This window comes from Arthrobacter sp. Soil_N43 (genome assembly GCF_057655195.1).
Genome location: NZ_JBDGML010000106.1, coordinates 1 through 21767, shown reverse-complemented (window position 1 = coordinate 21767; position 21767 = coordinate 1). Strand labels below are relative to the sequence as shown.

Here is a 21767-nt window from a genome sequence, read left to right as displayed (position 1 = left end):
CGTATGAGTATTGACGGGCCCCTCGGCAACGTCTGCATCGGGCAGGACGCCACCGTTAGGCAGGCGCTGGAGACCATCGACCGCGGTGCGTCCGCGATAGCCCTCGTCACCGACGAGTCGGGCAAGCTCCAGGGAGTGCTTACCGACGGCGACATCCGCCGCGGCCTGCTCAAGGGGGCCGAACTCGACGGACTCGTCCACGAGTACGCCAACAGGGCACCGCATGTCGTGGGGCCGGATGCCACCCGCGCCTCGGTGCTGGACCTGATGCGCAGCCTGCGTATAAGCGAAGTTCCGGTGGTTGACGATTCCGGCAAGCTCGTCGGGCTGCATACCCTCAACGACATCGTCGGGCGGACGTCCCTTAACAACATTGCCGTCATCATGGCCGGAGGCAAGGGCACGCGCCTGGGTGCGCTGACCAAGGACACTCCGAAGCCGCTGATGACCGTCGCCGACCGCACCATCATCGAGTGGATCATCCTTGGCCTGGTCGAATCGGGCGTCACGAACATCTATGTCTCCGTGGCGTATCTGGCCGAAAAAATCATGGACCACCTGGGCGACGGCTCCAGGCTCGGCTGCACGATCAAGTATCTGCATGAGGACCCGGCCAAGCCCCTCAACACCGCCGGCGCGCTGGGGCTGCTGTACCACGAGCGGCCTGACATCTCCGAGCCGGTGCTTGTCACCAACGCAGATCTCATGGTGCGCTACTCTGCGGCGGAACTCCTCGCCTTCCACGCGTCCAAGAACGCCAGCGTGACCGTGGCTGCCCGCCCCTACGTCCACCAGGTGCCCTTCGGCGTCCTCGACATCGGCGAGGGGCGCTCCATCTCGGCCGTGGTGGAGAAGCCGAGCATTGAATTCGAAATCAGCACGGGCATTTACGCTGTGTCGCCGGATGCACTCGCACTGGTGCCCTACCTTGAACCTTTCTCCATGCCGGAACTCGTCCAGGCCTGCATCGAGCAGTCCAAGACAGTGGCCGCATGGCCGATCGAATCCGACTGGATCGACGTCGGAACTCCCAAAGACCTAGCAACAGCGAAAGGCCAGTGATCACCTTGATTCAGCAGAACCTTACGGGCAAGACCGTGGTTGTTACGGGCGCGGACGGCTTCATCGGAAGCCACGTCACCCAGCGGCTGATCGCCCAGGGTGCCAACGTGCGTGCCCTTTGCGTTTACAACTCCAACGGTTCCTACGGGTGGCTAGATGACCTGAGCCCCGAAGAGCGTGACTCCGTCGATCTGCGCCTCGGCGACATCCGGGACGCGGAATACGTCTCCGACCTGGTTGCCGGTTCGGACGTCGTCCTCCACCTTGCAGCCCTCATCGCGATTCCCTACTCCTACGAGGCGCCCCGCTCCTACGTGGAAACAAACGTCGTGGGCACGCTGAACGTCCTCGAGGGCGTGCGCCGCCACAACGTGCCGCGGCTGGTCAACACCTCCACGTCCGAGGTCTACGGCACTCCCAAGACCGTGCCGATCACCATCGAAAACGAGCTCCGCGGCCAGTCCCCGTACAGCGCGACGAAGATCGCCGCCGACAAGCTCTGCGAGGCGTGGGCGAGCTCCTTCGAGACCCCCGTCGTGGTGCTGCGCCCGTTCAACACCTACGGTCCCCGGCAGTCCGCACGTGCCGTGATCCCCACGGTGCTGCAGCAGATGGTTGCCGGCGCAGACAAGATCCACCTTGGCTCGCTGACCCCGCGCCGCGACTTCACGTACGTCACTGACACTGCCGACGGATTCCTCAAGGCAGCCAGCGCGGACATCCCGCTGGAGGGCCAGGTCATCCAGCTCGGCACCGGCTACGACGTCTCCATCGGGGAACTCGTTGAAATGGCCCGCAAAGTCACTGGATCGACGGCGGAAATCATCACCCAGGACGAGCGCGTCCGTCCGGAAGCCAGCGAAGTCATGCACCTTCTGTCGGACCCGTCGCAGGCGCTGGCCGAACTGGGCTGGGCACCGCAGGTCAGCCTCGAAGAGGGCCTGCGCGAATCCGCCGAATGGATCAAGGCCCGCGGCGTGGACCTTTCCGCAGCCGCACGTTACTCCCGATAAGTGTTGCCAGAAAGGTCAATTGTGGCGAGCCGTATCCCACTAGCTGTACCCAATATCGGCGAGCGTGAAGCCGAACTCGTCAACGAAGCCGTCGCCAGCGGGTTTGTCTCGTCCGTGGGGCAGTTCGTCTCCGAATTCGAACAGAAGTTCGCTGACTACGTCGGCGCCAAGCACGCCGTGGCATGCGCTTCGGGAACGGCGGCGCTGCACATTGCGATGCGCCTCGCCGACGTTCAGCCGGGGGACCTGGTTGCCGTGTCGGACTTCACCTTCATGGCAAGTTCCAACGCGGCGTCCTACCAGTTCGCCGACCTGCTTCTGGTGGACTCGCTGGCCGAAACCTGGTGCATGGATGTCGATAGCCTGCGCCGCGAGATCGAACGCAGGACGGCGGCGGGGGAGAAGCTGCCCAAGGCCATCGAGATCGTGCACATCCTGGGCCAGCCCGCCGATGCCCATGCCGCGCGGGAACTTGCGGATGAATACGGCATCATCCTGATCGAAGATGCCGCCGAGGCCCTCGGCGCCATGTGGACCGAGGGGCCGCTGGAAGGCCGCCACGTCGGGACTGTCGGCCACATGGGTGCGTTCTCGTTCAACGGAAACAAGATCATGACCACCGGTGGCGGCGGGATGTTCACCACCGACGATCCTGAACTGGCGGCGAAGGCGAAGCACCTGTCGACGCAGGCCCGGCTCCCGGACCGCGGCTACCTGCACGACGAAATTGGCTTCAACTACCGGCTGACGAACATCGCCGCGGCCCTCGGGGTGGCACAGCTGGAGCGGCTGGACGGGTTTGTTGCCACCAAGCGCAAAATCGCGGCACGGTACGCTGACGCCTTTGCCGGTACCGGCATCCAGACACCGCCCAACCTTCCCGGGCAGGAGTCCACGTACTGGCTGTACTCGGTGCTCGTGCCTGCATCGCGTGGTGCCGGGGCTCGGGACGAACTGCAGGACTTCCTGGCCGAGGTCAACATCGAATCGCGTTCCCTGTGGCGGCCGCTGCACATGCAGCCGCCCCTGAAGGATGAACTGACCCTCGATGGCGCCATCGGTGAAGACCTGTTCGCCCGCGGCCTTTCGCTCCCTTGCTCGACAGACCTTACGGATGACGACCAGGACCGGGTCATCGAGCGTGTCCACGAATGGCTACGACTCAACGGTGAGTAGCGCCGGGCGGGCAGATGTTGCCGAGTCCGGGAACAGCAGCGCCATGGAAAGAACCGGCAGGAACTCGGTCCTGTATCTGGCCGGCGCGCTCATGCAGGGCCTGGGCATCTTCCTGGTGCAGCCGTTCGCCCTCCGTGTGCTCAACAGCGATGCCGAGTGGCAGGAACTCTTCCTGGCCGTCTCGGTCATCCAGGTCGGCGTTGTGCTCGGAGCCGCGGGTCTTCCGCTGGCGATCACCAAGACGTGGTTCGACCACAACGGCGCCGCCAAAGCACGCTCGATCAGCGGCTTCCTCAGCGTGTTCGGCGCTGTAGTGGGCATCCTTGCAGCGGGCGTGTACTGGTGGCTGGCGCGCGGCAGCGAAGGTACGTTCAGCTTCACCATTGCGCTGCTGACCATGGGCCTGCTGGCCACCGTGTTGGCCGCCCAGGCGCTGCTGCGGGCGCAGGGACGTCCGGTCGCTTTTGTCCTGTTGAGCCTTGGTTCATCCGTGGCCGCCTACGGCGTGGGCCTCATTGCGATGCTTCTGGTGGGTGCTTCGGCCAGTGTCTTCATGGTGGGCTTCGGCGCCGCTGTCTGCCTGACAGCCCTTGCTGCGCTGTTCGTCGCCCCGCCGTCACAGCCGTTCGCCGTGCCCGGCGCCGCGAAAGAGGCGCTGCTTATCGGCCTTCCCGTGCTTCCCCATACGGGATCGATGATGCTCCTCACCCAGGGGGCGGCCTTTCTCCTGGCGGCCGTGGCAGCGGAGGGCATCTCCGGCGACTACGGCAAGGTGCAGATCTTTGTGCTGGGAACGGTGACGCTGCTGGGGGCGCTGAACAACGCCTGGGTGCCGGCGATCATGTCGGCGAAGCCGGATGAGCGGCCGGAACGTATGCGCTCAGTGATGAAGACCGCAAGTTTTGCCGGCCTGGCCATCGTCGTGGTGGCGAGCGGCGGGGCCAACGTGGTGACCCATGTCATGGCCGTCGGACGGGAAGACCTGATTCCGGTGGCGCAGATCATGCCCCTGATTGCCCTGGGGTACCTGCTGTACCTGAACGCCTCCTCGCTGCTGTTCGCCGACAAGATGACGTGGATTTTGGCGGTGGTCACGCCGGCCGTGCTCGTGGTTTCGGCGGTGGCCGCGCTCTGGCCCGCCTCCAGCGGAGACCTGGTGCTCATGGCGGCGACGTCGGCCGGGTCCTTTTTGCTATTGGGCGGCGTGTATTTCTTGATAGCACGACGGCGGGCGCCCGGCGGATGGCCGATGGGCACCTACGCGCTCTGCTGCCTTGCCGCTGTAGCCTATGTCGTGGTGCTCTTGATGATGCCGCGCGACCTTGTTTCCGGGATTATTACAGCGGTCGTGCTTGTGGTGGCGGCCGTCGTCGGACTGGCCCTACGGCACCAACGGAGGACAAAGCAGATGGGAAAGGCTTCATCATGAGTGGCACCAGCAGCCTGGAGACAGTCGGGCCGCCGCAGACAGCCGCGGAGCATAAGGCGGTCAAGCCGGCACCACGCACCATCGTATTCTTCGAATTCGCCCGCGGAATTTCAGCGCAGGCCGTGGTGTTGGGACACGCCCTCAACATTTTCCTGCCGGGCATCTTCATGGTCCCCGGAAAGCGCGTCTTCTACATGCAATCCTTTGCCGTGGTTATCTTTTTCGTGCTGTCAGGTTACTTGATCACCAGTGCTGTGCTGAAGAAACGGAGCCACAGTGGGTTCACGTTCGGACACTATCTGCTGGACCGCGTTGCGCGCGTTGTCTACCCTCTGCTGCCGGCTATCGCACTGATCGTTGCCCTTGATTTCCTCGTGTTCCAAGGTTCCACGCGGCTGCCCTTCATCAACATCCATCTGAACCTGCAGACGATTGTTGGCAACTTCACGCTGCTGTTTAACCACCCTGTCCTGCAAGAGATCGCCGCTCGGACCTCGACAGGCTGGATCAATGTCAAGCCGGTTGGGACAGGCGCTCCACTGTGGTCCATCGTGGCCGAATGGTGGATCTATGTGGCGTTCGGGATCCTCGCCCTCATTGTGCTGCGGGGAAAACGCATGGGCTTCCTTCGGGTTGCCCTTCTGCTGTTCGCCATCGCCGTTCCCCTCGGCTACATGGGCCACGGATCGTACGAATCGCTGGCCTGGATCATCGGCATGCTGTACGCCATCGCAGGTGCAACCATGCGGAGGCTCCCCGTGTCGGCGCACTTGTGGCTCGTAGGCCTGGCCACGGGAGCATTCCTCACTGGTCTGCACTATACGGGCCAGAATCTGCATTCAGGCATCACCGTGGTGGCAGCGGCTGTGGCTTTCTGCCATCTGTTTTTTGCAGTGGAAGGAAGAACCGCGCGGACTCATGACGCCGGGGACACCTCGGACCGCGGCGGCTTCCGTTTGATTGTAGGCAACTGGTTTGTCTCCGGTAGCGTGTTCCTATCCAGCTTCAGTTACTCCCTGTACCTCGTGCACTTCTCCTTCATGACGTACATCTGGTACTTTCTGCACTCCACACTATCCGCGTGGCAACTGATTCCTCTGTCGCTGATCATCTGCAACTTGGTGGCGTACATCTACTACCTTTTGGTGGAGCGCCACTTCCACAAGGTTGGGAAATGGCTCAAAAGGCACCTCCTCCCTCCTAGTAAGGGGGCGCCACCGCTGCAGGGGTAGCCAGCATGGTGATTGAGCCAAGTCCGTCTCTGTTGCACTCTCAGTTGCGGCTGACGGTGACTCCCGTAGGAGTGTACGAGATGGAGCCGCCCTGGAAAGGCACCTTCCGATAGCCGTTGTACTGGACTGCCGCGCCCAGTGGGTACCCCAGTCCTCCCACTTGCCAGCCGGCCTTACCCCACGCTGACCAGTAGGGCTCACCGACCATGTTCGCCCCGGTAGCGGCCGTATTGTAGCTGTTTGCCCGTTGAAAGGGCTGGTAGCAGCCGCCGCCGTAGAGGCCGCATTTCGCTGATCCTGTCGGGTATCCGACGCCGGCCTGCCAACCTGCGTTTTTCCAGGAAGCGAAGTAGGCGCCAAAAACCGCGTGCGCACCGGTGCCGGAGGAGAAGTAGACGTTCGCCTTCTGGAACGGCTGGTAGCAGCCGCCGCCGTACAGCCCGCAGGTGACGGTGCCGGTGGGATAGCCCAGCCCCTGCTGCCAGCCTACTTCCTTCCATGCCTGCCAGTACGCAGGCGTCACGGCGTGGGCACCGGTCCCTGCCGAATAGTACACGTTGGCTTTCTGGAAGGGCTGGTAGCAGCCGCCCCCGTACAGCCCGCAGGTCGCGGTGGCTATCGGGTAGCCGATGCCCTGCTGCCAGCCGGCCGCCTTCCATGCGGACATGTATTTGTTGGTCACGGCGAAAGTCCCCGCACCAGGCGTCCCGTAGACAATGCCGCCCTGGAATTTTTGATGGCACGTTGATGTGGTTGCCGCGCCATGGGGGCAGGTGACATCGCTCGTGGGGTAGCCGATTCCGCTCTGCCAGCGCGCCTCGCCCCAGGCCGTCCAGTAACTGTCGGTGACCGGGTGCGCCCCAGATGCCGTGGTCCAGTAGATGTTGCCGCCCGCGTACGTCCGGTAACAGCCACCGCCGACCAGTGTGCAGATGTCAGACGTGGAGACAGCGGCCCCGAGGTTTCCGGAGACACCGCCCAGGTCCAGCCACTTCTGCTCGATGGCGCCGGCGGAGTCGCCCCTGCTCCGGGCAAACGTCTGCAACTGGGTATATGTGCCGTTCCAAACGTTTGAATCGCCTGCAAACGGGCCGTCATCGCTGTATTGCCACAGGCTGTAGTGGCTCCAGCTCGACGGGATGGCGCCGGGACTGTTCGTTGGGGAGTCCGGATACGAAGCAACCCACAGCGGGTAGTCGCCGAATCCCCGGGCATCGGCAGTGCATAGCTTCCACCAACTAGTATTCGTGTACAGAACGGGCAGTCGGCCGGTGAGGCTCAGCATGGTGTTGCCGAATTCCCGGACCCAGGATGCCAGTTGCTGAGGAGTTTTGTCGTAGCAGGTATTGCCGTGGTAGAAGCCGTTGATAGTTTGGCCCGCGTAGGGATTGAATTCAAAGTCCAGAACGGGAGGAAGTGTGTAGCCATCGCCAGTCCACCCTCCGCCGCGTGCCACGAAGAAACGTGCCTGATCTGCACCGGAGGAAGCGTTCGGAATGGCGAAATGGTAGGCCCCCCGGATCATGCCCACGTTGCGGGATCCCTGGTACTGCGTCGAGAACTGCCCGTTGGTGTAGTAGTTCCCCTCGGTGGCCTTCACGTAGGCAAAACGCGAACCCATGTTCCACTGCTGCCTCCAGTCAACCGACCCTTGGTAGCCGCTGACGTCCTGCCCGTGGACGCCGAATGAAGGTGTCCACGATGCTTGCGTTTCTGCCGCTGGCTGCGGTTCGGGCTTAGCGGGATTGCCCTGTCCCATCTCGGCGCCATGTTCTCCGATCGCGGCCCGCATGGCTGCCTTGTCTGCCTCGCTGTTGATTCCGCCGGAGTCGGAACCAGCCGGTGACCCAAGGGTGGCAGGTTGGGCTGACGCCGTCGGAATCGGTGTTGGTTCCACAGCGGATGCCGGGGCCGGCACCGCAAGCCCCGCCAGGACTGCGAGTGCCAGCATACCGGAGGCAAGTGAGCCGGTAATACTTCGCCGTGCAGGTTGTGTTGGTTTCATCTGTCCATCCGAGGTTATGGCGTGTGACCTAGCCGCCATCTGACGTTGCAAAATCGATCGTTGGTTGATATCGATGCGCGCCCGAGGTTGGGAAGGGTAGGCCTTAGCGCGGCAACCCTACCATTATTGTTACTGATGATGCTAGTGATGTTCCTGATGGGCGTGTTGCTATTGCGGTTTGGCCAGGTAGCCCTCGCGACCCTCGCAATCTTCAGAATTTTCGGGCGAAGCAACGCGACCATAGACTGGGGGCCATGAAGGTTTTGGTTACCGGCGGGGCCGGGTACATCGGATCGCACACTGTGCTTTGTCTACTCGAGGACGGACACGAGGTGGTGGTGCTGGACAACCTCATGAACTCCAGCGTCGAGGCCGTGCACCGCGTTGAAGAGCTTACGGGCAGGAAAGTGGCATTCCGCGAGGGCGACCTGCTGGACGCTGCCGCCGTCGATGCGGTGTTCGCGGAAGGCGGCTTCGACGCCGTCATCCACTTCGCGGGGCTGAAGGCCGTGGGGGAGTCGGTCGAGAAACCGTTGTGGTACTACAGGAACAACGTCGTCGGCACGCTCAACCTGCTGGAGAGCATGGAGAAGGCGGGTGTGCGCCGGCTGGTGTTCAGTTCGTCCGCAACGGTGTACGGCGCTTCCGAGCACGTCCCGTTGATCGAAAAATCGCCCCTGGACGCAACGAATCCGTACGGCCGCACCAAGGAACAGATTGAGGACATCCTTTCCGACCTGAGTGCCGCGGATCCACGCTGGAGCGTCGCATTGCTCCGCTACTTCAACCCGGTCGGCGCGCACGAGTCCGGACGCATCGGGGAGGACCCGCGCGGCATCCCCAACAACCTGTTGCCGTTCGTGGCCCAGGTGGCTGTGGGCCGGCGGGAGAAGGTGAGGGTGTTCGGCAACGACTACCCCACGCCGGATGGCACGGGAGTCCGGGACTATATCCACGTCATGGACCTCGCGGCAGGCCACCTCGCGGCGCTCCGCTATCTGGAAACCAAGACCGGTTCCTTCCGCTGGAACCTCGGCACAGGGCGGGGCTCCTCTGTGCTCGAAGTCATCGAGGCTTTCGGCGCGGCAGCCGGACACCCGATCCCGTACGAGTTCGCGCCGCGGCGGCCAGGGGATGCAGCCGTCAGCTACGCGGATGCCTCGGCCGCGCTGGCCGACCTTGGCTGGTCTGCACACAGGGACCTTGCACAGATGTGTGCGGACCACTGGCGGTGGCAAAGCTCCAACCCTTACGGCTACGACGGGGAAGCGTAGCCTCGCAGCCGGGGCATTCCCCACTTATCCACAACTTGGAACGTTTGACTATGCCTCGTGATCCGCATCCCTTAGCTTTAACCCAATTGCACTGCTTCCGCTGGGGGTGGCAGGCGTACGGGGGGCCTCATGGATGCTGTGCGGATAGTCGAGGACGAAGTTCGGGAGCTCATCCGTCGGCGGGGGCTGGACCCCCTCCGGCAGGCAGGGGAGGTCAGGCGGCTCGTTGACGCGGCTGTCAGCGATTATGATGAACGCGCCCTGATGGGTCCGCTGCCTCCGCTTGGTTCGGCTGACACCGCACGCAGGTTCGTCTTTGACGCAGTGGCGGGTTTCGGCGTCCTCCAGCCGCTGCTCGACGATCCGGCCATCGAGGAAGTCTGGATCAACGCACCAAATGAGGTCTACGTCGCCCGGAACGGCGAATCCGAGCTCACGTCACTCAGCCTCACCGACCAACAGGTGCGCGACCTCGTAGAGCGGATGCTCAAAAGCTCGGGCCGGCGCCTCGACATGTCTTCGCCGTTTGTGGATGCGGCCCTGCCGGACGGTTCGCGGCTGCATGTCGTCATCCCCGACGTGACGAAGCGGCACTGGGCCATAAATATCCGCAAGTTCGTCGTCAAGGCGAGCCGTCTCGAGCACCTCGTCGACCTCGGAACCCTGACACCGCAGTCTGCGCGGTTTCTCGGTGCGGCGGTGGCCAGCGGACTGAATATCCTGGTATCGGGCGCCACCCAAGCGGGCAAGACCACCATGCTGAACTGCCTAGCCGCCAGCATCGGCAGCCGCGAGCGGGTCATCACTGTAGAGGAAATCTTTGAGCTGCAGTTTCCGCTGCGTGACGTGGTGGGACTGCAGTGCCGCCAGCCAAATCTCGAAGGCGAGGGGGAGATCCCGCTGCGCCGCCTGGTCAAGGAGGCGCTGCGGATGCGCCCGGACCGTCTGGTGGTCGGAGAGGTACGGGAAGCGGAAAGCCTCGACATGCTCATCGCCTTGAATTCAGGGCTGCCGGGAATGTGCACCGTCCATGCGAATTCGGCCCATGATGCCGTGACGAAGATCTGCACCCTTCCGCTGCTGGCCGGAGAAAACATCTCAAGTGCCTTCGTTGTCCCCACAGTGGCCTCCTGCATCGACCTCGTGGTCCATTGCAGCCGGCAGGTAAACGGCCGCAGACGGGTGACCGAGATCCTGTCCCTGGGAAGGAGGGTCGAGAACGGCGTCATAGAGTCGTCGATGGTCTTTTCCTTGGTCGACGGACAGCTGCTGCCAAGTGCCAGCTCGATGCCTGCGCCTGAGAAGTTCGCGAGAGCGGGTTACGACGTTGCGGCGTTACTGGAGCCACGTTGATGGCCCCGCTACTTGGCGTGCTGGCAGGAGCAGGGCTGTTCCTCATCTGGTGGTCGGCCTGGGCGCAGCCGGAAACCGTCAGGCGTGAGCCGCGGAGCAGCCGCCTCCATGATCTGCTGCTCGCGGCAGGCGTTGAAAAGGTTACGGGCGCCGGTCTCATCGGCAGTTGCCTGGGGCTTGGGCTTTTCGTGACGTTGGTCTTCTTCGCCGTCAGCAAGTCATGGCCGGTTTCATTGTGTTTCGGGCTGTTCGGAGCCTGGCTTCCCGTCGTGGCGGTCAGGTGGCGCGCCCGACGGCGGACTGCCGTTTTGCGCCGGCTCTGGCCGGATGTTGTGGATCACCTCAGGTCTGCCATCCGGGCAGGGCTCTCGCTGCCTGAAGCCCTCATCCAGCTCGGGGAGAAGGGGCCGGAGGAACTTCGACACGTGTTTCGTGACTTCGGCTCCGACTACAGGGCTGGTGGCCAATTCGATGCTTCACTGAACAAGCTCAAGGAACGTCTTGCTGATCCGGTGGCCGATCGCATCATCGAAGCGCTGAGACTCACGAGGGAGGTAGGCGGTTCCGACCTCGGCCGGCTCCTGGGGACGCTTGCCGAATTCCTCCGCGAAAGTGCCAGGACCCGAAGTGAACTCGAAGCCAGGCAGTCCTGGACCGTGAACGCGGCCCGGCTCGCCGTCGCGGCCCCCTGGATCGTCATGCTCTTGCTGGTGAGCCGTCCGGAGGCAGTGGCCGCCTACAACACGCCGATGGGTGCCGGGGTCCTGGTCGGAGGGCTGGTGGTTTCCATGGTGTGCTACTCGATCATGCTGCGGATCGGTGCGCTTCCCGAAGAGGAGAGGGTCCTGCGATGACGACCGTTCCTGCAGCAGCGATCGCATGCGGCCTACTCCTCGGCGTGGGCCTGTGGCTGCTTCTCGTCCGCCTTCCGTTCATGCGGCCCATCTCCTTTGTGGAGCGGATAGAGCCGCAACTGAAGGCCCAGAACGTGGAATCCCGGCTGCTTATGGCAGCCGACCACAATCTCACGCCCTTCGGTCCGCTTGAACGCATCGTGCGTCCCCTGATCAGGGACGGACTCGTGAAGCTGGGCAAGTTCAACTTGGGATCCTCGGTCCTGGCGCGCAGGCTGGCTCAGGCAGGAATCAGCAAATCGCCGGTGCATTTTCGCGCTGAACAGCTTCTCTGGGCCGTGGGTGGCTTCTTTGCCACCGTCGGGTTGATAGCTCTGGGTGCCATGGCGGGGCGGTTCAGCCCGGTGCTGGCTGTCGTAGTAGCGGCTGGAAGCGCGGTCGGCGGATTCCTGTTCCGCGACTATTGGCTGGGAGTGCAGATCAGGAAACGGGAAGTCAGAATGATGGCCGAGTTTCCAAGCCTTGCTGAGCTGATGGCGCTGGCTGTAGGGGCAGGGGAGAGCGCCACCGGTGCTCTGGACCGGGTTTGCAGAAGTGCCCGTGGGGAGCTCGCCAAGGAGTTCGAAAAGGTGCTCGCTGAAACGCGTGCGGGAAAACCTCTCGTGGAGGCCCTGCAGGAGTTCTCTTCCCGGACTGACCTCGGGCCGCTTATCCGCTTCGTGGACGGAATCATCGTCGCAGTGGAGAGGGGCACGCCGTTGGCCGACGTGCTGAGGGCCCAGGCCCAGGATGTCCGGGACACCGCAAAACGCGATCTGATGGAGTCCGCCGGAAAGAAAGAGATCGCGATGATGGTGCCGCTTGTCTTCGGGGTGCTGCCCCTCACCGTGGTATTTGCCGTTTTCCCCGGTCTGGCCGCACTGAGCCTGAATCTGTGAGTTTGCGGTGACCGCCAGATCCCAGACACTGCCCCTGACCGCTCGCGGAAATCCGCATTGTCCTTAGCCCGTACTCACCATCTCAAGGAAACGGAAACCACATGACACTCATAGCCAGGCATGGAATTGCACTAGTGCGCGCGCTGGGGTTGGGCATCGGGGGAGCTGCGGCCTCGCCCGGGCAGCACCGCCGCGCTGACACCCCTGGCCGTGATCACGGCGAGCGGGGAGACGTTCCGGGGTGGGTCATGATTACCCTCATGTCGGCGGTGCTGGTGGCGGCGCTGCTGGGTCTCGCCGGACCGGCTCTTGAGGCGATGTTCAACCAGGCAATGGACACGGTCGGAAAGTAGGCGATGATGCCGGTCGCTGGCCGTTCCGAGCGCGAGAAGGGTTCTGCGGTCGTCGACTTTGTCCTGGTGGGTGGACTGCTCACGATGTTCTTTCTCGCCATCATCCAGCTCGCGCTCGTGCTGCACGTCCGGAACACACTGATCGATGCCGCGGCCTCGGGCGCTCGGTATGGGACCTTGGCCGACCGTAGCGTCGGCGACGCGCGGCAACGCACGGGTGAGCTCATCCACACCGCACTCAACGCCGACTTCGCCCAGGACATTCAGACACGTGAGGTCTCTTTTCAAGGGCTGCGCGCGCTGGAGGTGACCGTCAGGGCGCCAATGCCGGTGATTGGTTTGATCGGCCCGCGGGGTTTGTTGGAAGTCAGCGGACATGCAGCGATCAACAACTGACCCCCGGCACCTGCCGCGTCCTGCAGGACAGCCAAGGGTAGCCCGACCCGGTAAAGCACCGGGCGTTGAGCGTGGATGTCCGGTCGAAGACGATGGCGAACGGGGGAGCGCAGTCGTGGAGTTCACCTTCCTGGGGCTGCTGCTCATGGTGCCCGTGGTGTACTTCATCATCACTGTCGGCCAGATACAGGGAGGCTCGTTTGCCGTGGTTGGAGCGGCAGACCAGGCGGCGAAGATCTTCGTGACCCAGCCCGACGAATCGTCCGGCAGGGCAGCAGCAGAGCAGGCTGCCGTGATGGCCATAGCCGACTACGGCCATCCTGCCGAAAACGCCCGGGTTGAAGTGGCGTGTGACCGTAGCGACTGCATGGCCGCGGGGTCTGCGGTCACCGTGACGGTGCACCTCAGCGTGCCGCTGCCCTTTGTCCCCTTCAGCGACGCGTTCCACCTCAGTGCTGGCCAACTGAACGCCACGGCAACCCAGATCGTGGGCAGGTTCCGATGATCTATCGCGTGCGCCGCCCGCCATCCGCCCGCCCGCCATCCGCCGGCACGCCATCCGCAAATCCGCAGGGGAGCGCGGCCGAGAACGGGCAGATAACCGTGCTCATCATCGGCTTTGTCATGCTGGCGCTCCTGGTCAGCACCGTGGTGATGGCCGCGTCCAGCCTGTACATCGAACATAAGAAGCTCCTGTCTCTGGCCGACGGCGCGTCCGTAGCTGCCGCGGGCAGCTTCACCCTGGGCCAGGTGGAGACGGCCGGGGGCACTCCCAGCGCCGCACTGAGCGGCGACCGCGTCAGAAGTGCGGCCAGCGACTACCTCAACCGGAATGGTGCGTTTGGGCGCCACTCCGCGCTGACCGTCGCCCCGTCCACTGGCACGCCCGACGGTTCCACCGCCGTCGTGGTTCTCAGTGCGGCAGTCCATCCTCCGGTGGTGAACTTCCTCGTGCCGGACGGCATCAGGATCGAAGCGTCCTCCACTGCCCGGTCCAGGCTCACGCGCTGAAGCGTACGTTCTCACCGTCCGGCCGGAGGAGGCGGATAGCGTAGGCTTAAACAACCATGGCTCAAATTGATTTTTCTGCAGAGATCCGCGCCTTGCGCGCCACCTACACCTCCATTGAAAACGTCACCAATGTCGAGGCGCTGAAGGAAGACATCGCAGAACTGAGCGAGCGCGCCGGCGAACCCAATCTTTGGGACGACCCCGCGGCCGCGCAGATCATTACCTCGCGCCTATCGCACCGCCAGTCCGAACTCGAGCGATTGACCACGCTGGCATCCCGCATCGACGACCTCGAGGTCCTGGTGGAACTGGGCCAGGACGAGGACGACGCCGATTCCATGGGCGAGGCCGCGGCAGAACTCGAATCCATCCGCAAATCCCTCGAGGAACTGGAAGTCGTCACACTGCTCTCCGGTGAATACGACGAGCGTGAGGCGGTGGTGACCATCCGCGCGGGGGCCGGCGGCGTCGATGCCGCAGACTTCGCGGAAATGCTGCTCCGGATGTACCTGCGCTGGGCCGAGCGGCACGGCTATCCCACCACCGTCATGGATACGTCCTATGCGGAGGAAGCCGGTCTGAAGTCCGCGACCTTCGAAGTCAACGCGCCGTACGCGTTTGGCACGCTGAGCGTTGAGGCCGGCACGCACCGGCTGGTCCGGATCAGCCCCTTCGACAACCAGGGCCGCCGGCAGACGTCCTTCGCCGCGGTGGAGGTCATCCCGCTCATTGAGCAGACCGACTCCATTGACATCCCGGACAACGAGATCCGCGTGGACGTCTTCAGGTCCTCGGGCCCGGGCGGGCAGTCAGTCAACACCACGGACTCCGCGGTCCGGCTGACCCACATCCCCACGGGCACCGTCGTGTCCATGCAGAACGAAAAGTCCCAGCTGCAGAACCGTGCCGCCGCCCTCCGCGTGCTCCAGTCCAGGCTGCTGCTGCTCAAGAAGGAGCAGGAGGACGCCGAGAAGAAGGCGTTCGCCGGTGACGTCAAGGCTTCATGGGGCGACCAGATGCGCTCCTACGTCCTGAACCCGTACCAGATGGTGAAGGACTTGCGGACCGAGCATGAGGTCGGCAACACCTCGGCGGTGTTCGACGGCGCCATCGACGACTTCATTGAAGCCGGAATCCGCTGGCGCACAGACAACCGCAACGCCGAAAAGTAGGGACCGTTGGACGGCCTGCCAGCATGTCCGCCGACATTCGCCCGCAATCCGGCGACACGCCCCCCTGACTCCCGCGGGAGCGCCATTCCCCGTAGGTATAGTCGAGGGGCCGGAGCCCTACTTCCCCAAGCGAAAGCCCCCGCCCCGGTTGCAGACCAGGCCAACACGGCCCTGCAGGGTTCATAGGATCATGATCCGTTTCGAAAATGTCACCAAGGTCTACGACCAGACAACGCGGCCCGCGCTGGACTCTGTCACCCTTGAAATAGACCGTGGTGAATTCGCCTTCCTCGTCGGCGCATCCGGATCCGGCAAGTCGACCTTCCTGCGCCTGGTGCTCAAGGAAGACCGCGCCACGTCCGGCGCCGTCTACGTCGCGGGCCAGAACGTCGCCAACATCTCGAGTTGGCGGGTGCCGAGGCTGCGCCGCGGAATCGGGGTCGTGTTCCAGGACTTCCGCCTGCTTCCGCAGAAGAACGTGTTCGCGAACGTCGCCTTTGCCATGCAGGTCATCGGCAAGAGCCGCAGCGTCATCCGCGACACCGTCCCCGAGGTCCTCAAAACCGTCGGCCTGGAGGGCAAAGAGAAGCGCATGCCGCATGAGCTCTCCGGCGGCGAGCAGCAGCGCGTGGCGATCGCCCGCGCCGTGGTCAACCGGCCCGGCATCCTGCTGGCCGACGAGCCCACCGGGAACCTGGATCCCACCACGTCCATGGGCATCATGGGCGTCCTCGACAAGATTAACCAGAACGGCACCACCGTGGTCATGGCCACCCACGACGACGACATAGTCAACGAGATGCGCAAACGCGTGGTGGAACTGAAGAACGGCGTCGTCATCCGCGACGAGGCCCGTGCCCTCTATACGTCCATGATTCCCGTCGTCGGCCAGTCCCGCAGGCTCAAGGACGCCAGCGGACGCGACGAGGCCGGCGTGACGCCGGCCGGACCGATGACCGGCCGGTCACCCGACGGTGACGCCGCCGCACGTTCAGGGGAGGGCCGGCTGTGAGGCTCCAGTTCATCCTCGGAGAAATCGGCAGCGGACTGCGTCGGAACTTGTCCATGGTGGTTTCGGTCATCCTGGTCACGTTCGTCTCGCTGACGTTCGTGGGTGCCGCAGGCATGCTCCAGCTGCAGATCAACCAGATGAAGGGCTACTGGTACGACAAGGTCCAGGTGGCCATCTTCCTCTGTGGTGAAGGGTCGACGGCGGCCGGGTGCGCTTCCGGGTCAGCGACGCCCGAGCAGCAGGACAATTTGCGGACGCTTCTGGAATCACCGGCAGTGTCCCAGTACATCAACGACTTCCAGTTTGAGTCCAAGGAAGATGCCTACAAGCACTTCAAGGAACAGTTCTCCAACTCTCCGATCGTCGATTCCGTCACCCCGGACCAGCTTCCCGCATCCTTCCGGATCAACATGAAGGATCCGGAAAAATACCAGATCATCAGTGAGACCTTTTCCTCCCAGCCGGGGGTGGAAACGGTGATCGATCAGCGTCAGGTCCTGGAGCGGCTGTTTTCCGTCATGAATGCGGCCTCTCTCGTCGCTGTGATCATCGCGGGTGTCATGACGGTGTGCGCCATCCTGCTCATTGCCACCACCATCAGGCTGTCGGCGTTCAGCCGGCGCCGCGAGACGGGCATCATGAGGCTCGTTGGCGCATCAAAGACAGTGATCCAGTTGCCATTCATCCTGGAGGGCGTGATCGCCGCGGTGATTGGAGCAGCCTTGGCGTCGGGCACTCTTTGGGCGGTGGCCCACTTCTTCCTTGGCGAATACATGTCCAAGCAGTACCCTGACACGGCGTTCATTTCCGCGGCCCAGACGCTGTTGATTGCTCCAGCCCTCGTCGGACTGGGCGTTGTTCTGGCGGGCACTTCATCTCTGTTGACTCTCCGCCGATACTTGAGGGTGTAGTCCATGAATACAGAAGGAATCCCCATGATCGCGAAGCGCGGCCGGTTCCTGCCGAGCGTCCCGGGGGGGCGCCAGCACAGGATCATCAGCGCCGCCCTGGCGATAGTGCTGGCAGCCGGGCTCGGAGCCTCAGCCCCGGCTTTCGCCGGTGACTTGGAAGACCAGCAGGCCGCGCTCAAGGCTGAAGCCTCCCGTGTCCAGCAATCCCTCGAATTCGTGGACGCCAAGATCTCCAAGGCCGCCGCTGACCTCGTGATGTTCCGTGGCCAGCTCCCGGGCGCCCAGCAGGCACTGCTTGAGGCCCAAGGCCGCGTTGCAAGCGCGGTGAAGGAAGTCGAGGCCCTGGCCGCCCGTGTTGATCTTGCCCAACAGAACAAGGCGAAGATCACCCAGCAGCTCGATGCGGACAAGCAGAAGATCGCCAGCACCAAGAAGTTGATCGGCCAGATCGCCACGCAGGCCTACAAATCGGGCGGAGTGCCGTCGAACCTGACCCTTTTCTTTGGCTCCAACAACACCGGCAGCCTCACCGACACGATCGACTTGGCCGATCAGGCCATGCGCAGCCAGAACTCGGCCATGGACAAGCTGACACAGCAGAACGCCACGAACGTGAATTCCCAGGCGCGCCTGGAAGCCGTCGAAGCCGAGATCAAAGATCTTAAGGCCAAAGCCGATGCCGCGCTGGCCAAGGAAAAGATTGCCCGGGACGAGGCAGCCGCCAAGAAGGCCAAGGTGGATAAGCTCATCGCGGACACGGCGCGCCTCAACAAAGAACTTGAAGCGGCCAAGCCCGGGATCCAGAAGAAACTGGCAACCGTCAAGGCCCGGCAGCAGGCTGTTGCTGCGGAAATTGTCGAACGGGACCGGAAGCTGCGCGAAGCCTGGCTGGCTGAGCAGCGCCGGATAGCCGAAGCTGCCGCCGCTGCTGCCCGGGCCCGCGCCGAGGCCGAAGCCCGCGCCCGCGGTGACGCCGAAGCTGCTGCCCGTGCCCGGATCATCCAGCCGTACGTGCCGCCGGTGGCAGGTCCGCCGTCGGCCTTTGGCCTGCGCCACCCGTTCTCGGACGGTGTTCCGATCACGTCAGGATTCGGCTGGCGGGCAACTCCGCCCGGCACCGTGGATTTCTACGGCTCCGGCGGCTACATGCACACCGGCATCGACTTCGGAGCAGGCTGCGGCACACCGGTTTATGCTCCGGCAGCGGGCACCGTGTTCTCCGCAGGATGGGGTGACGACGGCGGCGGGAACAATGTGAAGATCTCCCACGGCGTGGTGCAGGGCAACTCGCTCACCACCATCTACTACCACAACTCAAGCGTCGTGGTGTCGGTGGGGCAACAGGTCAGCCAGGGCCAGCTGATCGCGTACTCGGGCACCACCGGCAACTCCACCGGCTGCCACTCGCACTTCGAGACGTGGCTGAATGGTGAAGCGGTCGACCCCATGCGCTTGCTCTGACGGGCGTGTCCGAGGCATCTGCGGCCCCGGCCTGGTCTACTGCCGTAGACTGGAATGACGTTCCTCCGGGGCACCCGGGGCAGCCAAATTTCACGACCTGAGGAGTTCTACCGTGCCGAAAGAAAGTGGCCGTAAGGTAGTGGCCACCAACCGGAAGGCCCGGCATGACTACCATGTCCTGGACACCTACGAGGCCGGCATAGCCTTGATGGGTACCGAGGTGAAGTCCCTCCGGGAAGGCCATGCGTCCATGGTCGATGGCTTCTGCACCTTCTACAATGACGAGCTGTGGATGGAGGGCATCCACATCCCTGAGTACAACCAGGGGAGCTGGACCAACCACGCCGCCCGGCGCCGCCGGAAGCTGCTGCTGCACCGCGAGGAGCTCATCAAGATCTCCCACAAGATCAGGGAATCGGGCTTCACAATTGTCCCGCTCCAGCTGTATTTCCTGGACGGCCGCGCCAAGGTGGAGATCGGTATTGCCCGCGGCAAGAAGGACTATGACAAGCGCCAGACGCTGCGCGAACAGCAGGACAAGCGCGAGGCGCTTCGGGTGATGAGGGAACGCAACCGCCGCTAGGAATTATCTGCGGCGCGGATGCGTTATGCTAGGTAGTCCGGCAGGAATCCAGTTCGCGCCGGTTTGGTAATAAAATACGGGGATGATCGGTTTCGACGATGTTAGTCGCGACAGGTGAAGCGGGCCGAGGATGCAGAATTATCTCGTAAACGCTGTCTGCAAACCAATAAGTGCCGAATCTAAGCGCACTGACTTCGCTCTTGCTGCCTAAGCAGTAAGACAGTCCGTCAGCCCGAGGTTGCTATCGCCCCGGATCCTGGCGTCATTTAGATAGCCACTGCTGTTTGCCCCCGTCATCGGGGCAAGCGGGACTCTTAGATGACTGGGCCCGGATCAGCTGCCTGTTTGCAGGACGGCTGGGGCCGAGAAAATCCGACGCAAACTGCGCCCGGAGAAGCCCTGACAACACGACATCGGACGGGGGTTCAATTCCCCCCATCTCCACTGTTTCAGTACCGAACAGCTGCAGCCCGGACTTCGGTCCGGGCTGCAGCTGTTTAATAACCCGCCCGACCTCTGTGCTGGTCATCACGCAGGCTGTTCACCGAGGGCGTAGCCTTCCCGGGACTAGCCCGGCAGCCCGGGGAGTTGTGAGATGTAGCACGTGATTCGCGGGAACTACCCAGGCAAGGGAGGTGCGCCATGTCCACGGCGCCGGCAAAGGCATCAGGTCCTGAGAGGGGCGGCGGCGACGCCCTGGATTCCTACTCCGAAACGGTGATCCGGGTGGCCAGTACCGTCACCCCGCACGTCGCGGCCATCGAAATGACCGGCAACCGGCGCGGGGGACGCTTCCGTGTGGGGGCCGGGTCCGCTGTGCTGTTTACCGAGGACGGGTACCTACTGACGAACGCCCACGTTGTGGCAGGGACGCAGAAGGGCCGCGCCGTCTTCGCCGACGGCTCCAGTACCGATCTTGAAATGGTGGGGGCGGACCCCCTGTCCGACCTTGCCGTGGTCCGCGGCCGTGCGCCGCGGGTGGCGCCGGCAGAATTTGGGGACGCGGAATCCCTGCGCGTCGGGCAGTTGGTTATCGCTGTGGGCAATCCGCTCGGCCTCGCAGGTTCGGTGACCGCAGGGGTGGTCAGCGGCCTGGGCCGCGCGATTCCCGTCTGGGCCGGCCGCAACCGGCGCGTCATTGAGGACGTCATCCAGACCGATGCCGCCCTCAACGCCGGCAGCTCGGGTGGTGCCCTGGCGGACGCCCACAGCCGGATCGTCGGAATCAACACCGCAGTGGCCGGCGCCGGGCTGGGGCTGGCCGTACCGATCAACAAGACCACCCGGCGGATTATCTCCGCCCTCCTGGCAGATGGCCGGGTGCGGCGAGCCTACCTTGGCGTTGTCAGCACACCCATCAGGCTTGGCCCCAACGCGGTGGTCCGCACCGGACAGCGCGAGGGCCTCCAGGTCGTCGAAGTACTCCCGGGTTCCCCCGCGGAGAAGGCCGGCGTCAGGGTAGGGGACGTGCTGCTGCGGGCATCCACTCGTCCGGTGAGCAACGCCGAAAGCCTCCAGAAGCTCCTCTTTGCCGAGGCCATCGGCACACCCATGACCCTCGTCGTCCTCCGTGACGGCCATGAGCTGGAGATAACAGCAGTGCCTGCTGAAATGGCCGAAACTGCCTAGCACGCCATGAGGGCGAACAAAAGAACGGGACCGGATCCGGTCCCGTTCTTCCTGCTGCATGGATGCCTGGCTATGACCGTTTCTTCAGGTGCGCAACAGGATCCGGAGCACCCTCAATGGGCCCCTTCGCTTTCTTGTCCGCACGTTTTTGTTTGATGGTCTTGCCCGCTTTTTTCTGCTGATGTGTGTGTGGTGACTTGTCCGGCATGGCGCGCTCCCTCGTCCGAGGGGCCGGAGTGGGCCCCTCGTACGTAAAATTACGCCTGTTTCGCCCCGAATGTAATGCCCCGTCCAGGGCGGCACCGATGAACTCCGGCGCTCACACCTTTACGTCTGAGATGCCGACGAAACGGCTGCCGACGCCGTCGAACTCGCTTCTGACGCAACCCGGAGCCGGCGCCGGGATGTCGGCCGGGCTGTGATGGTTGCAGCTGACGTAGGTGAACTCAGGCCACCATTTCTTGGGCCTGGCGGCCTCGGTGTAGCCGCAGACATCGCAACGAAGATGGACCCAGACCGGCCGCTTCCCCGTCCGGTTCGCCCTGGACTGGAGCAGCCACTGCGGAGGATTGTCGAGGATATCGGCCAGCTGGGCCTCGGTCATCCGGCTGGGAATGCCGTGGCGCTGGGCCATTTCCAGGGGTACATCAAGGGCAATTGCCGCATCGCGTCTGCTTATCATCACAGTCCACGATACGGTAAGCCGTGACAGCCGGGCCTAACCGCCGCTGAGCGCGATTCCGGCCGCGGCGGCCGCGAGCCCGGCCAGCAGGTTACTGCCGACGTTAAGGGCTGCGGCGGCATGGCGGCCTTCGCTCATGAGCCGGACCGTGGCAGTGGTCCAGGAACTGAAAGTCGTCAGTCCGCCGGCCAGGCCGCTGGCCAGCGCGGCATGCCATTCAC

At 63.7% G+C, this 21767-nt stretch carries 22 protein-coding genes and 1 other RNA gene; 20 read left to right on the top strand and 3 right to left on the bottom strand.

The window, feature by feature from the left end; translation table 11 throughout:
• The first annotated feature begins 3 nt into the window (after positions 1-3).
• From AC3A3W_RS14810 to AC3A3W_RS14790, 5 genes are read left to right on the top strand one after another with little or no spacing between them, the layout of a single operon-like run.
• Entirely contained in the window at positions 4-1062 is a 1059-nt protein-coding gene (locus tag AC3A3W_RS14810; protein WP_487443786.1) for a sugar phosphate nucleotidyltransferase, read from the top strand.
• On the top strand, positions 1059-2075 hold the full coding sequence (locus AC3A3W_RS14805; RefSeq protein WP_258006490.1) for an SDR family NAD(P)-dependent oxidoreductase: 1017 nt from the start codon (positions 1059-1061) through the stop codon (positions 2073-2075). The genes AC3A3W_RS14810 and AC3A3W_RS14805 overlap by 4 nt, the downstream gene beginning before the upstream one ends.
• 21 nt (positions 2076-2096) lie before the next feature.
• Positions 2097-3251 carry an aminotransferase class I/II-fold pyridoxal phosphate-dependent enzyme gene (locus AC3A3W_RS14800; protein WP_487443785.1) on the top strand — a complete coding sequence of 385 codons (1155 nt, stop codon included), beginning with the start codon at positions 2097-2099 and terminating at the stop codon, positions 3249-3251.
• Positions 3190-4680, top strand: coding sequence for a lipopolysaccharide biosynthesis protein (locus AC3A3W_RS14795; RefSeq protein WP_487443784.1), 1491 nt, complete (start codon positions 3190-3192; stop codon positions 4678-4680). The genes AC3A3W_RS14800 and AC3A3W_RS14795 overlap by 62 nt, the downstream gene beginning before the upstream one ends.
• Positions 4677-5912, top strand: coding sequence for an acyltransferase family protein (locus AC3A3W_RS14790; RefSeq protein ID WP_487443783.1), 1236 nt, complete (start codon positions 4677-4679; stop codon positions 5910-5912). Before AC3A3W_RS14795 ends, AC3A3W_RS14790 begins: the two co-directional genes overlap by 4 nt.
• Positions 5913-5952: 40 nt before the next feature.
• Here the strand turns inward: AC3A3W_RS14790 and AC3A3W_RS14785 are convergent, their stop codons facing one another.
• The gene (locus AC3A3W_RS14785; RefSeq protein WP_487443782.1) at positions 5953-7863 is read right to left on the bottom strand and encodes a GH25 family lysozyme; all 1911 of its coding nucleotides are present in this window, start codon (positions 7861-7863) and stop codon (positions 5953-5955) included.
• 308 nt (positions 7864-8171) lie between these two features.
• Here AC3A3W_RS14785 and galE point away from each other — a divergent pair, with 308 nt between their 5' ends.
• From galE to AC3A3W_RS14710, 15 genes are all read left to right on the top strand, one after another.
• Positions 8172-9191 (top strand): UDP-glucose 4-epimerase GalE, encoded by a 1020-nt coding sequence (gene galE / locus AC3A3W_RS14780; RefSeq protein ID WP_487443781.1) that lies wholly within the window; start codon positions 8172-8174, stop codon positions 9189-9191.
• A 129-nt stretch (positions 9192-9320) separates the two neighbouring features.
• Entirely contained in the window at positions 9321-10544 is a 1224-nt protein-coding gene (locus AC3A3W_RS14775; protein WP_487443780.1) for a TadA family conjugal transfer-associated ATPase, read from the top strand.
• Positions 10544-11398: a type II secretion system F family protein gene (locus AC3A3W_RS14770; protein WP_487443779.1), complete on the top strand. Its 855-nt coding sequence runs from the start codon at positions 10544-10546 to the stop codon at positions 11396-11398. The genes AC3A3W_RS14775 and AC3A3W_RS14770 overlap by 1 nt, the downstream gene beginning before the upstream one ends.
• Positions 11395-12336, top strand: coding sequence for a type II secretion system F family protein (locus AC3A3W_RS14765; protein WP_487443778.1), 942 nt, complete (start codon positions 11395-11397; stop codon positions 12334-12336). Before AC3A3W_RS14770 ends, AC3A3W_RS14765 begins: the two co-directional genes overlap by 4 nt.
• Positions 12337-12437: 101 nt before the next feature.
• Positions 12438-12689 (top strand): hypothetical protein, encoded by a 252-nt coding sequence (locus AC3A3W_RS14760; RefSeq protein ID WP_487443777.1) that lies wholly within the window; start codon positions 12438-12440, stop codon positions 12687-12689.
• Between the two features lie 3 nt (positions 12690-12692).
• Positions 12693-13085 (top strand): TadE family protein, encoded by a 393-nt coding sequence (locus AC3A3W_RS14755; RefSeq protein WP_487443776.1) that lies wholly within the window; start codon positions 12693-12695, stop codon positions 13083-13085.
• Between the two features lie 115 nt (positions 13086-13200).
• Positions 13201-13590 (top strand): hypothetical protein, encoded by a 390-nt coding sequence (locus tag AC3A3W_RS14750; protein ID WP_487443775.1) that lies wholly within the window; start codon positions 13201-13203, stop codon positions 13588-13590.
• 8 nt (positions 13591-13598) lie between these two features.
• Positions 13599-14096, top strand: a complete 498-nt coding sequence (locus AC3A3W_RS14745; protein ID WP_487443774.1) for a pilus assembly protein TadG-related protein — start codon at positions 13599-13601, stop codon at positions 14094-14096.
• A 56-nt stretch (positions 14097-14152) separates the two neighbouring features.
• A complete protein-coding gene (gene prfB, locus AC3A3W_RS14740; protein ID WP_487443773.1) occupies positions 14153-15268 on the top strand; it encodes a peptide chain release factor 2 in 1116 nt (371 codons plus the stop codon).
• 190 nt (positions 15269-15458) lie between these two features.
• Positions 15459-16280 (top strand): cell division ATP-binding protein FtsE, encoded by an 822-nt coding sequence (ftsE, locus tag AC3A3W_RS14735; RefSeq protein WP_487443772.1) that lies wholly within the window; start codon positions 15459-15461, stop codon positions 16278-16280.
• The gene (gene ftsX, locus AC3A3W_RS14730; RefSeq protein WP_487443771.1) at positions 16277-17191 is read left to right on the top strand and encodes a permease-like cell division protein FtsX; all 915 of its coding nucleotides are present in this window, start codon (positions 16277-16279) and stop codon (positions 17189-17191) included. The genes ftsE and ftsX overlap by 4 nt, the downstream gene beginning before the upstream one ends.
• 24 nt (positions 17192-17215) lie before the next feature.
• Positions 17216-18652 carry a peptidoglycan DD-metalloendopeptidase family protein gene (locus AC3A3W_RS14725; RefSeq protein ID WP_487443875.1) on the top strand — a complete coding sequence of 479 codons (1437 nt, stop codon included), beginning with the start codon at positions 17216-17218 and terminating at the stop codon, positions 18650-18652.
• Positions 18653-18764: 112 nt separating this feature from the next.
• On the top strand, positions 18765-19235 hold the full coding sequence (gene smpB / locus AC3A3W_RS14720) for an SsrA-binding protein SmpB (RefSeq protein WP_104136293.1): 471 nt from the start codon (positions 18765-18767) through the stop codon (positions 19233-19235).
• Between the two features lie 78 nt (positions 19236-19313).
• Positions 19314-19682: a transfer-messenger RNA gene (gene ssrA, locus AC3A3W_RS14715) on the top strand.
• A 195-nt stretch (positions 19683-19877) separates the two neighbouring features.
• On the top strand, positions 19878-20864 hold the full coding sequence (locus AC3A3W_RS14710; RefSeq protein WP_487443770.1) for a S1C family serine protease: 987 nt from the start codon (positions 19878-19880) through the stop codon (positions 20862-20864).
• A 319-nt stretch (positions 20865-21183) separates the two neighbouring features.
• Here AC3A3W_RS14710 and AC3A3W_RS14705 read toward each other — a convergent pair whose 3' ends face one another.
• Positions 21184-21546: a hypothetical protein gene (locus AC3A3W_RS14705; RefSeq protein ID WP_205655337.1), complete on the bottom strand. Its 363-nt coding sequence runs from the start codon at positions 21544-21546 to the stop codon at positions 21184-21186.
• A gap of 36 nt (positions 21547-21582) precedes the next feature.
• On the bottom strand, positions 21583-21767 hold a 185-nt coding region (locus AC3A3W_RS14700), incomplete at its 5' end, for a CrcB family protein (RefSeq protein WP_487443769.1).